This window comes from Streptomyces sp. NBC_01451, from assembly GCF_036227485.1.
Classification (GTDB): domain Bacteria; phylum Actinomycetota; class Actinomycetes; order Streptomycetales; family Streptomycetaceae; genus Streptomyces.
Window position 1 is genome coordinate 5,416,181 of sequence record NZ_CP109479.1, and the last position, 12,200, is coordinate 5,428,380.

General features: G+C 70.9%; 20 protein-coding genes. 2 read left to right on the forward strand and 18 right to left on the reverse strand.

The genetic code is table 11. The features are described from left to right. Nucleotides 1-69 precede the first annotated feature (69 nt). Nucleotides 70-474, forward strand: a complete 405-nt coding sequence (locus OG595_RS23695; RefSeq protein ID WP_329275166.1) for a hypothetical protein — start codon at nucleotides 70-72, stop codon at nucleotides 472-474. Nucleotides 475-605: 131 nt separating this feature from the next. Here OG595_RS23695 and OG595_RS23700 read toward each other — a convergent pair whose 3' ends face one another. From OG595_RS23700 to OG595_RS23730, 7 genes are all read right to left on the reverse strand, one after another. Next, nucleotides 606-1,811 carry a Shedu anti-phage system protein SduA domain-containing protein gene (locus OG595_RS23700; RefSeq protein WP_159015024.1) on the reverse strand — a complete coding sequence of 402 codons (1,206 nt, stop codon included), beginning with the start codon at nucleotides 1,809-1,811 and terminating at the stop codon, nucleotides 606-608. Between the two features lie 229 nt (nucleotides 1,812-2,040). After that, nucleotides 2,041-2,274 (reverse strand): hypothetical protein, encoded by a 234-nt coding sequence (locus OG595_RS23705; protein WP_046703838.1) that lies wholly within the window; start codon nucleotides 2,272-2,274, stop codon nucleotides 2,041-2,043. A gap of 32 nt (nucleotides 2,275-2,306) precedes the next feature. Beyond that, nucleotides 2,307-2,543 carry a MarR family transcriptional regulator gene (locus OG595_RS23710; RefSeq protein WP_046703837.1) on the reverse strand — a complete coding sequence of 79 codons (237 nt, stop codon included), beginning with the start codon at nucleotides 2,541-2,543 and terminating at the stop codon, nucleotides 2,307-2,309. 106 nt (nucleotides 2,544-2,649) lie between these two features. Beyond that, nucleotides 2,650-2,979: a hypothetical protein gene (locus OG595_RS23715; protein ID WP_046703836.1), complete on the reverse strand. Its 330-nt coding sequence runs from the start codon at nucleotides 2,977-2,979 to the stop codon at nucleotides 2,650-2,652. A 91-nt stretch (nucleotides 2,980-3,070) separates the two neighbouring features. Beyond that, on the reverse strand, nucleotides 3,071-3,283 hold the full coding sequence (locus tag OG595_RS23720; protein ID WP_046703835.1) for a hypothetical protein: 213 nt from the start codon (nucleotides 3,281-3,283) through the stop codon (nucleotides 3,071-3,073). A 53-nt stretch (nucleotides 3,284-3,336) separates the two neighbouring features. Further along, a complete protein-coding gene (locus OG595_RS23725; RefSeq protein WP_046703834.1) occupies nucleotides 3,337-3,609 on the reverse strand; it encodes a hypothetical protein in 273 nt (90 codons plus the stop codon). A 106-nt stretch (nucleotides 3,610-3,715) separates the two neighbouring features. Further along, nucleotides 3,716-4,063 carry a DUF317 domain-containing protein gene (locus OG595_RS23730; RefSeq protein WP_046703833.1) on the reverse strand — a complete coding sequence of 116 codons (348 nt, stop codon included), beginning with the start codon at nucleotides 4,061-4,063 and terminating at the stop codon, nucleotides 3,716-3,718. Nucleotides 4,064-4,283: 220 nt separating this feature from the next. On the opposite strand from OG595_RS23730, the gene OG595_RS23735 reads away from it, so the two are divergent. Continuing rightward, entirely contained in the window at nucleotides 4,284-4,556 is a 273-nt protein-coding gene (locus OG595_RS23735; protein ID WP_046703832.1) for a hypothetical protein, read from the forward strand. A gap of 4 nt (nucleotides 4,557-4,560) precedes the next feature. Here the strand turns inward: OG595_RS23735 and OG595_RS23740 are convergent, their stop codons facing one another. The 11 genes from OG595_RS23740 to OG595_RS23790 form a co-directional block, all read right to left on the reverse strand. Next, entirely contained in the window at nucleotides 4,561-5,049 is a 489-nt protein-coding gene (locus tag OG595_RS23740) for a hypothetical protein (RefSeq protein WP_046703831.1), read from the reverse strand. A gap of 32 nt (nucleotides 5,050-5,081) precedes the next feature. Beyond that, a complete protein-coding gene (locus OG595_RS23745) occupies nucleotides 5,082-5,942 on the reverse strand; it encodes a DUF317 domain-containing protein (RefSeq protein ID WP_046703830.1) in 861 nt (286 codons plus the stop codon). A 19-nt stretch (nucleotides 5,943-5,961) separates the two neighbouring features. Further along, complete coding sequence (locus OG595_RS23750) at nucleotides 5,962-6,813, reverse strand: DUF317 domain-containing protein (protein ID WP_329275173.1); 852 nt, start codon at nucleotides 6,811-6,813, stop codon at nucleotides 5,962-5,964. A 116-nt stretch (nucleotides 6,814-6,929) separates the two neighbouring features. Beyond that, complete coding sequence (locus OG595_RS23755; RefSeq protein WP_052769542.1) at nucleotides 6,930-7,775, reverse strand: winged helix-turn-helix transcriptional regulator; 846 nt, start codon at nucleotides 7,773-7,775, stop codon at nucleotides 6,930-6,932. 49 nt (nucleotides 7,776-7,824) lie between these two features. Next, nucleotides 7,825-8,367 carry a hypothetical protein gene (locus tag OG595_RS23760; RefSeq protein ID WP_046703828.1) on the reverse strand — a complete coding sequence of 181 codons (543 nt, stop codon included), beginning with the start codon at nucleotides 8,365-8,367 and terminating at the stop codon, nucleotides 7,825-7,827. A gap of 24 nt (nucleotides 8,368-8,391) precedes the next feature. Continuing rightward, complete coding sequence (locus tag OG595_RS23765; RefSeq protein ID WP_046703827.1) at nucleotides 8,392-9,225, reverse strand: hypothetical protein; 834 nt, start codon at nucleotides 9,223-9,225, stop codon at nucleotides 8,392-8,394. Beyond that, complete coding sequence (locus OG595_RS23770; protein ID WP_046703826.1) at nucleotides 9,222-9,890, reverse strand: hypothetical protein; 669 nt, start codon at nucleotides 9,888-9,890, stop codon at nucleotides 9,222-9,224. The genes OG595_RS23765 and OG595_RS23770 overlap by 4 nt, the downstream gene beginning before the upstream one ends. Then, on the reverse strand, nucleotides 9,887-10,375 hold the full coding sequence (locus OG595_RS23775; RefSeq protein WP_046703825.1) for a hypothetical protein: 489 nt from the start codon (nucleotides 10,373-10,375) through the stop codon (nucleotides 9,887-9,889). The genes OG595_RS23770 and OG595_RS23775 overlap by 4 nt, the downstream gene beginning before the upstream one ends. Further along, nucleotides 10,372-11,139: a hypothetical protein gene (locus OG595_RS23780; protein WP_046703824.1), complete on the reverse strand. Its 768-nt coding sequence runs from the start codon at nucleotides 11,137-11,139 to the stop codon at nucleotides 10,372-10,374. Before OG595_RS23780 ends, OG595_RS23775 begins: the two co-directional genes overlap by 4 nt. Further along, complete coding sequence (locus OG595_RS23785) at nucleotides 11,136-11,726, reverse strand: DUF4913 domain-containing protein (RefSeq protein WP_329275178.1); 591 nt, start codon at nucleotides 11,724-11,726, stop codon at nucleotides 11,136-11,138. The genes OG595_RS23780 and OG595_RS23785 overlap by 4 nt, the downstream gene beginning before the upstream one ends. A gap of 153 nt (nucleotides 11,727-11,879) precedes the next feature. Then, nucleotides 11,880-12,188, reverse strand: a complete 309-nt coding sequence (locus tag OG595_RS23790) for a hypothetical protein (RefSeq protein WP_052769541.1) — start codon at nucleotides 12,186-12,188, stop codon at nucleotides 11,880-11,882. Nucleotides 12,189-12,200: the final 12 nt, after the last annotated feature.

A 12,200-nucleotide genomic window follows, 5' to 3' on the forward strand; every position in this document is an offset into this window, starting at 1 on the left:
GCTCGAAACCCCTGGACAACCGGCTCCACCGACTGTTGCGGATGAACAGAGAAGGCCATCGACCGGGAGATGACGCTCGTGCCCAGAACGACCGACCACCACGTAGAGCCGGCCCCCGTCCTACCCGCCGCCCCCGCCGGAAGCGATCCGCTGCTGCAACTCCAGTACGAGACGCAGCCGCCCAGCGGACCCGGAGCGACGCGCTGCCTCAGCCACCCGCCGGAGTTGTCCCTGCGCGGGATCCCCGTGATGTGCTCGACCTGCCGGGCCCGGCGCGACTGGCTGCTCATCAACCACGGCCGCAATGTCTGGGTCCGCTGCCGCTGCAGCAACCAGTGGCCTGAGCCCGAGATCAGCCGCGCCGACTTCGACGCCATGATCGCCATCCCGGACGGGACGACCTACCCCAGCGTCGAGCAGGGCCTGGCCGCACTCGGCTTCGACGGCGCCTTCGCCGGCATCTACTTGGAGTAGCGAGGGGTAATGCAGGCGGATGACACAGCAACACCGCTGCCGCCAGCCCTGTTCACCCGAAGGGAGGCTCCATTTCGCCTGGGCCGCCCTTCGTGTTCGTGAGGCCGGAGGGGCGGATGTGACGGCCGGTTTCAGGCGAGCCGAAGTCGCTGGTCGGGGGCGTCTCGGCGCAGAGGGTCGGGGGACTCGTTGATGCGCATCAGCCAGTCGTAGGTGCGTACCTGGATGTGTGAGCGCCGGGCATGCAGATCCCGGATTTCGGTGGCTGCGTCGTCGTAGGTCTCGCGGGCCATGATGATCAAGCCGGGGACCTCGGCTGTGATACCCGGCAGGCCCAGTCCGTCGGCGTCACGCGCGGAGCGGGCGTAGTGCAGGTTGGTGGACAGCCACCTGCGCCAGTCCTCGATCTGGTCGACCGCGTGTCGCAGGGTGGTTGTCGCCCGCTTGTTGCCCGGGTTGGTCATGCGGCTGACGGGGCTCTCCAGTTCGACCAGCGTCCAACGAACTCCGAGCGAGGTCTGACCGGCGATCATGAAGTCGGCCATGTAGTGGTTCCCGAGCTGGACCTGGGGCCGGATCCAGGTGTCGTGGGTGCCCACCACGGTACCGGCCAGCAGCGCCGGATGCTTCTCCAGGAGCCGCTGCATCGCGGACTCGTCGTCGGCTGTCTCCAGTGCGTTGCGCAGCGCCTCGACCGCCGCCGGGGTCGCTGGAAAGTTGATCCGCCAGCGGTCCAGCTGCGCCTCTTGGGCTCGAGTGATCCGGGTTGGGTTGCTCTGGATCGCAGCGGCGTATTCGCGGGCCAGGCGGAGCTGATCGAGATATCCGTCCTCGCCGGGGCGGGTGATGCGGGTGGCCCGGTGCGGGGCAGTGCCGAGTCCGTGGCCGCCCCGGAAGTGCAGCCGGCCGTTAGCGCCGACTGATGAAATCTCGCCGTACAGATCCGGGCCCCTGCGCCGATCGTGGGCGGTAACAACGTCATCGACCGCGGGCTCCAGCCGACGCAGGGCGGCGGCGGACTCGCGGTCACGGGCGACGCGCAGCCAGGCGTTGAGCACCTCCCGGCACCCGAGCTTGTCCATGTCGGGAACCGTGAGGTCGGTGCGGTCCGCCAGATCGAGGAGGACCTCGTACTCGTCGTCGCCGAAGTTCCCGGCGAGCGCGAGCTGTAGAGGCGTTCGCAACAGGACGCGTAGCTCGGCGGCGACGACCAGCGCGGGTGTGGACTGCTCCAGGGAGATGCCCAGCGCCCGAGCTACGGTGATCTGCTCGTCCGTCGGCGCCGCGCACTTGCGTTCGAGGCTCTCGGCCACGACCTGCCACCTGAGCTCTGGCACTTCCCCCTCCTTACGAAACAACGCGCCCACCGTAGCCACAATCGGCGACGTGGTGTTGTGGCTCCCCCCACCTGGGGTAACTAGCTGGCGCAGAATGCGAACTTGATATCGAATATCTACACTGAGACGTCGGAACTCCCATATCCGTCGGTATGAAATAGGCGAGGGATTAAACGCTGAGGAGCGCCACCGACGAATCGGTGGCGCTCCTCGAAGTGTTCTGAAGTGATCAGCCGCGCTTGCTGTTCTTCGGCAGCCCGCCCCGGAAGTCGCACCCGGGGCACTCGTCTTCGCCCTGGATGTGGCCCTCGTACCAGCCGTGAACGGCTGCGTGGAGGATCGCCTCCTCCACCGAGGCTTCGCCGCTGCGGACCGATGCGATGGCGTTGCCGACGACCACCCGGAGCACGGCGTTGTCGGGGGAAGGGAACGGCGGGGACGGCATCGGCGAGTCGGTCGTCATGGCCGCAGCCTACGGGCGGACCCGACCGCCGGTCAGCCGGATGCAGCGCTGTCGTGCTGAGCGATGCCGTGCAGGTCGCTACGGAACCCCCGGCCGACGGGGTTCCAGCCCTGGAAGGTGGCCGGCCTCCATCGCGGCCGGTCCGGCACGCTGGTGTCGTCGGGCTCGGGCAGGCTGCCCCGGCTCTTGCGGCTGCGGGCTGCTCGGACGCTGATGCCCAGGTGGGCGGCGACCTCCGGATACCCCCAGAGCTGCTGGTCGTCGGCCATTGTGTCCTCCTCGTTCGTTCCGTAACGAGCGTACGCAACGCGCAGCTGGGCGTACGGCAAGGCCGCCCCTGCCTGATCGGCGCGGGGCGGCCTTCTGCGGTTGCGGTCAGAACTCGGCGAGACGATTGGAGAGGTCGAGGGCGGCGGTGGCCACTGCGAGGGCGGCGCACAGGCCGCGTACCTCGTGGATGGTCGGGCGGACCAGGTGCGGCCAGTCGTCGGGTGCGGCGGGCCAGGAGGCGAGATGGACCTCGGCGTTGGCCAACCCGAGGTGGGCGGTGACGTCCCAGCCCGACAAGGAGGCGGGCTCCCAGTAGAGGCGGATACGGCCGAGGGGGAGTCTCAGGGCGTCGGCCGGGAGCCAGGAGACGTCGAGCGGGCCGTTGGGAAGGGCGGAGACGCGGTGGACGAGTGCGCCGCGCACTCCGGACGGCATGGGCCGCAGGGCGAGGCCATGCAGCGGCCGGACGCTGAAAGGGCGGTGTCGCGGTGAGATGGGGCCTCCTGTCGGGGTCGGTGCGCCGGGGTCAGGCCCAGGCGAGGGCGCCGCGGACTGCTGGCGGGAGGTAGTCCTCCTGGCCGTCGTCGGCGATGAACGCGACGCCGTCGCGCACGACGACGTCGGTGCCGAGGTAATGCGTGAAGGGCCAGTCGGGGTTGACGGCGAGGCGGATCGGCAGGTCGGGGTCGAGGTTCTGGAGCTGGCGGATCAGGTGGCCGACGGTCAGGTAGTGGGGCACGGGAACCTCCGGGAGCGGGACCGGTTGGGCGCAGCAGGGTTGTTGTTGGAGCGTCAGTGCGCGTCGAGGCGGAGCAGGTCGCGCAGGACCTTCGGGCCGGTCGCCTCGGGCTTGGGATGGCTGGCGAGGTGCCGCTTGCGACACTCGTTGACGTAGCCCTTGCCGGGGTTCGTCATCTGCCAGTCACCGCAGGAGCAGACGGCCTGGGAGTAGGTGCGGCCCGGGCAGTCGGGGTGGAGCGGCTTGCCGGAGCTGGTGTGCTTGTGGTCCGCCGGGCAGTCGGTGTTGTCGGCGTGGTGATTGGTCAGCGGGGCGCGGTGGGTCAAGACGCGTTCCTCTCGGTGGTTAGGGGCCGGTCGGCTCGATGTATGAGCCGACCAGCGGGGGTGCGGTGTGTGTGGCGGCCGGGAGGGCGTCCCGGCCGCCACACGGTTAGCGGGAGGGGTTGGCGATGAGGGCGGCGATGAATCCGGCGACGGCCTCGGCGGGGGTGTAGAGGCCGAACTCCTGGACCCAGGGCTCGGCGTCGGCAGGGACCACCCGGACCTGCCAGACGATGCCCCGCTTCCAGGCGGCGGTGTCCTCGGGGAGCCAACCGACGTAGACGCGGTCGTCCGGGCTGGTGCAGTGCACGTTCGCGTCCGGGGTGTCGACCATCGCCCAGCCGAGCGCCCCGAGAAGTTCGAGCACCGGGCCCGCGCAGTGGTCGCTGGAGAGCCAGGCGCGCTCCTCCACGGCGGGGCGGACGACAGCGGGCAGAAGGATGCTGGAGGCACTCACGACTAGACGATCCCTTCGTTGACCTGCGATTTTTCCCAACACCCGTACGTTGACATGCGGTGTGCCGAAGTGCGTAGTCGTTTCCCGGAAGGTGGCGTCTGCCGTGGGCGAACTGGCCGTCGGGAGCGATGAACCGACGGGCCGGGGAATGGACTGGCGCGGCCCGTTGTCGTAACTGGGTTGCGGTGCAAGGCCGTACGAAGCCGAAGGGGGAGAAGACATGGCGGAGTCGAGCAGACACTGGGACGGAGCCGGGCTGGAGCGCAAGATCCGGGCGGCCGGGCGGCCGTGGACGGTGGGCGACATCGCGATGGTTGCCGACGGCCAGTGGGCCGTGCGTACGAAGACCGACACCGAGGAGAAGCGCGACGGTGAAGCCGTGGTGGAGCGCCGGATCGCGGATGGGCGGTGCGTCGAGCTGACGGTGGAGGAGCTGGCCCGCGCGGTGGGCTCCCGGTTCGGGGACGCCCACCGCGACGAAGACGCGGAGTAACTGGTCAGCGGCGTGGCCCGGTCGCGGCCACCGTCGGGCCGGCAGCGGCCGACGGAGCGGGCTGGTCGGGTGGTTGGCCCAGAGCGCGGGGTGCGTGCGCCGAGCGGGCGACAGCGGCCTGGGCCAGGCGGACCGCCGGTGCGCGGTCCGCTGTTGCGGCGACTTCCCGGGCCTCGATCACGTGGCTGATCGCCTGCAGGGCGATCCGGCTCTCGGCCAGTGCGACCCGCAGGTTCGTCGCCGAGTTGGTGATCCGTTCCACGTCGTAGAAGGCCGGCACATGGCCCGACCGGGTGAGGGCGTGCAGGCGGTCCTGGTGGACGGCGACCGCGTTGTTCGAGACGACGAGGGCCGAACGGATATGCATCGCCGAGCGTAGGAGGGGGTCCTCGACGGGTCGGCGGACCGCGAGGGTTTCCAGCGCGTCGATGGGGCGGCCCCAGGCTTTCTCGATCATCGCGTCGGCCTGGTGGAGGGCAGTGGCGTCGGACATGGTGGCTCCGGAGGGTGAGAAAGGGGTGGCGGTCAGCGGCTGTGCCCCGGGCGCGGGACCTGCGGAGCCGACGGCGGGCGCGGTGCCGGGATGAACGGCCGAGCGCCGGCAGGCGAGGACGCCACGGTGGAGCGGGCGTTGGCGGCTTGGGCGCGGCGCACGTCCAGCGGCGTCGGCACCGGGGGTTTGACCGGAGTGGCGGTGGCCTGCGGGGGAAGGCGGCGCAGGTCGTCGCCGTAACGGATGACCGGCGCCGGGTCGGTGAGCGCGTTGTTCATCGCGGCCACCAGGCCCTCCGGAGTGAAGGAGGACGCGGTGGCGTACCACTGGTCCCCGGGCGGTCCGGCGAGCGTGAGCCAACGCTCTTGATGGCCCTGCATTTCGGCGGCGTGGTCGAGGCGTGTCCGGCGCAGGTGGACCTCGGCCAGGCCGTCCGGGGACTCGAAGGAGACGTCGGCCGCGCCGTAGCGGTGGCTCCAGCCTGCTGCCGCCAGCGGTGTGCCGACGTCGAGTGCCGCCAAGTTGCTGTTGCCGTAGTAGAGGAAGGAGTCGGGGCCTTCGGTGTAGGCGGCGGCGAGCGCGGTGGTGAAGCCCTGGACTATCTCGGTCGGCGTGCTGTTCTGGAATGTGACCAGCCAGCGGGGCATCGCGAAAGGATCGGAGTATGCCGTGATCTTCCACAGTGCGTCGTCCTCGCCTTCGGGCAGGTAGCCCAGGCGGACCGTCTGGTCGGGCGCGTTGACATACACGTTGCCCATCTCGTCGTGATTAGGTTTCCAGCCCAAGTCGAGGAGGGGCTGGAGGGCGGGATCGCCGGTGAAGGTCGATCCGGCCAGGTACCGCGGGGTGATGTGGTACTCGCGCCACCGCTCGTCGGTCAGGTCGTACGGCACAGCTCCTCCAAGGTCGTAGTCAGCGGCGGCGCGAGGGGCCAGGCGCGGGTAGGTAGGTGGCGGCCGAGGCAATGGGCGGAGTCGCTCCGGCCTGCGATGTGTTGGGCGTGCGGGCGAGCGCGGCCGGCCGGCGTGGGTCGGCGCCCGTGCCGACGGGCGTGACGGTGACGTACGGAAGATTCCGCTCGGGGATGCCGGACAGTGGACGCTCGACGGGCTCGGTGCTGCTGAGCGCGAGCGCCGTCTCCCGCACCAGGTAGAGAGGGGTGGCGCTGGTGAAGTCGGCGTGCCAGCGTTCGCCGTTGACGTGGTCCACGCAGCCGTACATCGTCCACTGCGCCGGCCCTTCGCCCTCCAACTCCATGTAGTTGTCGAGGTGGCCTTTGCGCAGACCGAGATAGGCGTGCCCGTCCGGGGAACGCTGGTAGAGGTACATGGCGGTGTCGTCGGTCTGCCACCCGCGGTCGGCCAACGCCCTGGCGGGGCTCCTGGGTTGGTGGTGGGGGCCGCCGTGCAGGAAGTCGCGATGGTTGCTGGGCAGGCCCTCGGAGAGCGCGGTGGTGAAAGCGGAGGTGATCTCGGCCGGGGTGTTCCTGCTGAAGCTGGCCCACCAGAGAGGTGTGCCGAGCGGCTCGCGGCACTGGATGGCCTTCCATCCGCCGTACCGGCTCTCGGGCAGGTAGGCCACCTGCGTGTCCTGGCGCGGGCTGGTGAACATCAGGCCGGTGGCGGTGATCGCCTTGCCCCAGCCCCGGGCGTCGCGCAGGGCGTCGTAGACGGTGGCGGTGTCGCCTCGTCCGGCGAGGTAGACGGGGCGGACCAGCAGATCGGTGTCGGGTGCTCGGTCGCCCGAGGGAGAAGTCGCAATCACGAGAACGGCTCCTGGAGGTGGGGAACGGGCCCGCGTGCAACCGGGAGCCGACTTCTTGGCTGCACGCGGGCACGGGGGCGGCGGTGACGCGGATCTGGTGCTGGATGCCATGCGGATCACCGGCCCCGAGAGGGGGCGGACCGGGTAGTGACGGCCGTCGGCACCCGCGGTTGTGGCTGCGGAGCGTGGCTGAACAGGGAGCTCGGCGCGGCGGTGCTCCGACGCAGGGCCGCTGCGGTACGGATGCCGTCCGACCCCAGCGGGATGCCGGTGTGGGTGCGGGTGGCCGCCGCGACCGGGGCAGTGGCGGGACGCGGTGTGGCGACGGGATTGCTCCAGTGCTCGACGGCTGCGTAGACCGGGCCCAGCGCGCGCCCGGCATCGGTCAGGACGTACGGATCGCCGTGGCGCGGTCCGGTGCGGGTGACCAGGCCGTCGAGCTGAAGTCGGTTCAGCCGCTGCCGGGTGAAGCCGTTGTCCAGCCCGGCCTCCTCGGCGATGCGGACGAACCGCATGGGCCCGCCAGCGTCGAGGACCTGGATCACGGTGGTCGAGTTGCGAAGGTGCAGCCGGCGCACGGCGTCCTCGGCGTCCTCGACGCGCTCGGCACCGGCCACCTTGCCGAGCGACAGGTGCGCCTGGGACCAGTCGGACAGCGCCCGGTGCACCGAGGACAGTGAGTTGCCGAACCCGCTGAGCTGGTACGGGGCACCGTAGCGATCACCGGCTCGGGTCACCAGCCCATCGGCGTGCATCTGGGCCAGCCGCTTGCCGACGAACTGCTCGCTGACGAACGGGAGGCGGGCGGCGACATCACGCACACGCATGGGGCCGCCCTGCTGGGCCAGGGTCTGCGCCGACCAGGTGGTCCACTTCGGCGCTATCAGAGACAGCGCGTCCTCGACGCGCTGCGCGTCGACGGAGCCGATCTGGGAGGTCGCGGGCTGTACAGGGGTGGACATGGCGGTAACTCCGTTATGGCGAAGGGTGAGTCGGGCGGCGGGGCGCGGGTCAGTGAGGGTCGCCCTCGGCGCGAAGACGCTGGAGCACCGTGCCGAGGCGGCGGTTGCTGACGTGGATGCCTCGGTCGCGCAGGCCCTGGCGCAGGGCTTCGCGGTTGAGCCGGGGCAGACGGGCGGCGACCTGGCGGGCGATGGCCATGAGGTCCTCATCGCCCGGCGCGGGTCCGGTTCGCCGAGCCGAAGGCCGGCGGGCGGCAGGCTGGTCCAGCAGGAGGCGGACGTCCAGCAGGTCCCACACCGCCTCGGCTTCCGACTGTTCCTGGCGTTCGAGGTCCACGACTTCCGCCGCGTACCGCAGCACGAGGTCGTCGAGGGCGTGTTCGCCGGAGCGGCAGCGCTGCCAGGCCGCGTCGAGGTTGCGGCGGGCGGCACGGGCATGAGCGTTCGTCTCGGCCAGACCGCCGAGCCGCCGCAGCACGATCGGCAGAACGGGATCGCCCGAACCGCCGTGCGCGGCGTCGCGCCGGAGGTCCTCCAGCGGGCGGCCGTATCGGTGCTCGACCAGGTGGCGGGTGTGGATCACGGTGGACATGGGGGACGTCCTTTCCGGGGGGAATCAGCGGGAACGGGGAGGCTTGGTGGCCGGGCTTGTTGCGGGTGTGACAGCGGAATCGGCGACGACGTCGGAGATCGCTGCGGTGTTGCTGCGGCTGAGGGCGGCGGATACGCGCGGCGTGGCCGTACGTGCATCCCGAAGGGCCGCCTCGCCCTGCGGTGTGAGCGAGAGGAACTGTCCAGGCCGGTACAGTCCCTCGCTGGTGTCCTGGTCCAGTAGCCCGTCGGCGACCAGCCGCCGGACGGTTTCGGGCCAGACCTCCGGGTTGGGGCGTTGGCCCCGCCCGTCGGTGAGATAGATGTAGCCGTAGGCCGCGCTCTGGTGGAATCGAAGCCCGCCCGCCTCCACGGCTTCAAGGGCTCCGCGCTGGCGACCACCCGCGATGGCCCAGTCGTCGTCCCGCCCCGGCGCCTGCTCCGGAGCCAGGCCCAGGCCCTGGCGCGGTGCCTTCGAGGCCGGCTCGGCGTCGGACTCGGGCAGAAGGCGGTGGTACCTGGACACGGCCCGGGTCAGTTGCTCGTAAGCCGCACCCCGGCGGGCGACGAGCAGCTCGATCTGCGGACCCGTGGTGCCGAGGATGCCGTACCAGCCGCGCATGCCGGCGTGATCGCCCCGCCCGACGGGCTCAAGAAGCTCGATCGCGGACTGGGCGGCGCGGGCCAACTGGCCGTGCAACTCGTCGACATCGCGGGCGGCCTCGGCGACCATCCTGCCGACGAGGTGAAGCGGGTCACGGGGCGGATGGCCGACGCTCAGCGCCCAGGGGTCCTCGACACCGAACTCCTCGGCCACCAAGTGCGCGCCGGGCCGCTTCGCCATGTCATGGGAGTTCATTCGGCCGCCTCCATCCGGGCGAGCAGGGAGCGCACCAGGGTGGGCAGGCTGTCGGGGCCCTCACCGATCCAGACATGATCGGTCGCCTCCCCGAGGACGAACGCGGCGTCTTCGAGCAGGCCGCTGGAGATCTCCATACAGGCGTCGGTGATCCGGGAGGCGGCGAGGAGGGCCTGCGAGAGCACCTCGACGTAGTCGCCGGGGCTGAGGCCGGCAGCCTCAGCGGCTGTGCGGATGGCGGCCAGTTCCAGCGCGCTGAACGCGAAGTCGAACTCGTCGTCCTGCTCCGCCGGTGAGCGCGCGGTGAAGGCCGGGTCCGGCGGCTCGGCGGGGATGCCGACGCGCGTGCAGATCTGGTCCACGGAGGCGGTCAGCTCGGCGAGGGACTCGGTGAGCCAGCCGAGCGCGGAAGCGTAGGACGCCAGGGTGAACAGACCGGCGGGGGTGGAGGGAAGCGGCTCCTCGATGACGAACCCTTCGAGACGGTCGTTCAACTCGCAGACCACCCGGGGGCCGGCGGACAGCGCGCCGAGGACGGGATGCAGGTAGGAGCGGCTGGCGGAGGTGGGGTACTCGGTGGTCAGGACCCCGGAGACGCTCTGCGCGGCGTCGGTGAGCAGCCCGGCCAGTTCGGTGCGGGCCAGGGGAGTGCGGTCGGCGGTCATCGCTGGGGGGCCTTTCGGGAGGCGGCGGGAGCGGAGAGGCTGGCTGCCGCCGGTGCGGTGGCCGCGAGGGACGCGGTCTGGTCGACCGTGTGGGGGGATCGGGATCGGGCTGCCTGGACTCGGGCCTCGGCCGCCGGGTCGGTGTCGGCGGGTTGGTTGAGGTCGGTGCGGTTGGTGCGGTGTTGGGCCGTGCGGTAGACCGCGTAGTCCTCCCGGGCACCGGCCGCGACGAGGTAGATCTCGCGCTTGTGGGTCGAGGTGTGCGGGGCCGGGCGGAACTGGATGACCATCCGGTAGGAGACGGCCGGATCGACGTACACCTTGTGGAAGCCTGCGAGGCGGCCGGTCAGCGGCAGGCAGTCGTCGCTGCCGTGAACGAGGTTCTGCAGTTCCAGCAGCGCCAGGTCGCGGATGTCGTCGGGGAGTTCGCGCAGGTCCGCGATGGCATCCGGGTGCGCGGCGAAGGCGAAGCGGGCGCGGCTCACATCGGCCTCCCAGGGCTCGGGCGCTGGGCCGTTCCTGCCGACGGCACGTTGCCCGTGTCGAGGCCGGCTTTCGGGATCGCGGAGGCACCCGCTGACCGGGTGAGCGCGGCGCGGGTCAGCCGGGCGGCGGCCTCACCGCGGTAATCCGGCGGCTGCGGCAGCGGACTGCTGCGGTCTTCCAGCCAGTGCCGGGCGGCGGCCTCATCGGCGAAGGCGCCCTCGCGCATCGTGTACGTGTGGGCGTCGTGGTTCCCCTCTTCGAGGAAGACACGAATCGGTGCCTGAGCGGCGCTGGAGTCACGGGTCAACGTCCACGTCTCGCACGGGGCGAAGTCCGAGGTCCAGCTGTCGAGGACCTTGTATCGAGAGCCTGACTCCCGGATCTGCTGCTCGATCCAGAGCGTGAGATCGTCGGCGGGCTTCATGAAGTCCCCGCCGGCCTGTGCGATCCGCTCGGGCGGGCAGCCACGCTCGATCAGCCAGTTCTGGGCGAAGGCCAGACTGGAGTGGTTCGCGGTCTCGAAGGTGAACGTGCGCTCGTGCAGATCCCGCGTGATCTCGACGGCAACGAGCTGTGGCTCGCCGGGCACACCCCAGGTCACCGAACCGTCGTGGGCGACGAGGTAGCTGTGCGACCCCTCCGGGGTGGTGTGGTGCTCGGCCAGCACGGTCAGGTCTCCGGCCCAGAGACTGCTCTCGGCGAGTTCGGAGACGGCGTCGGCGGGCTCGAACTCGTCGAGGCGGAAGTCGAGTTCGGTGGTCACCGGGTGGCTCCCGCCAACTCGGGCGCCGGGGTGGCCAGCACACGGTGGTTGGGCCGGGTCGGGCTCGTCGTGCATGCGGCGAAGGGGCCGTCGGGGGCACGGAGATGAACCAGGGCCTGGTCAAGGTGGTCGCGGTGCCACATCGAGGGACCGGACAGGCCGGCCTCGGCGTCAGTGAGCTGCTGCCACGCGAGCCAGAGCGCGTGCAGCCGGGCCACAGCCTCGGGATGCTCGTGCCACTGGTCGCACCACGGACGGGTGGTGCTGATCTCCCGTCCGTAGACCGGCAGGAACAGGTAGTTCACCCAGTCGCTGAGTGCGGCCAGTTCGACGGCGTACGCCTCGCCGCCCAAGGCGAGGATGAACACCGAGGCCGGGACGTCGGCCTTGTCGGCGTCGGCAGTGTCCGCGGTGGGGGTGTCGTCGGTGGGCTGAGGGGTGGAGACGGGCTCGGAGCCGAGGCGGTCGAGGATGACACCGTGCTGGCGTACCTCCGACATGGTCTTGGCGAGGGTGCTCGCGAGATCGTCGAGATCGCCGTCGGGAACGCGGAACGGCTCGGGGGCGGCCTTGCTGGGGTCGGACATGGCGGATCCAAGGGAGTGAGCGAGCAGGGCGGGGGCGAAGTGCGGCGCGCTCTTCTGGAGGTCACGGCGGTGCTCCGTTCGCAGGTCGGCATGAGCAAGAGGATGCGGAGATTCCGCGATTTGGTCCGGCCGGGGAAAGGCGGTAATGCAGCGCTACGGCGCGGTGCAGCGGGGGCAGCGGGGGAAGGGCGGTGCCAGCAACTGCAGGGCGCGGGCGGCCTGTTGGGGGACCACGCCGTTGCCGAGCGCGGTGAGCTGAGCCGGTCGGCCGAGTCCCGCAGTGGCGGTCACCCAGCCAGGGGCCAGGCCCTGCATCCACTCCACGAAGTCGGCGCGCAGGCGTCCGGCAGCGTCGGTGGGCGCCGGGGCGGGGCGGGTGAGGTTCTCCCATCGGGCGATGGCGGAGGCGTACGCTCCCCATCGCCCGTCGGTTCCTCGGCTCCCGGGTCCGCTTCCGCCCACAGCGGCAGGACC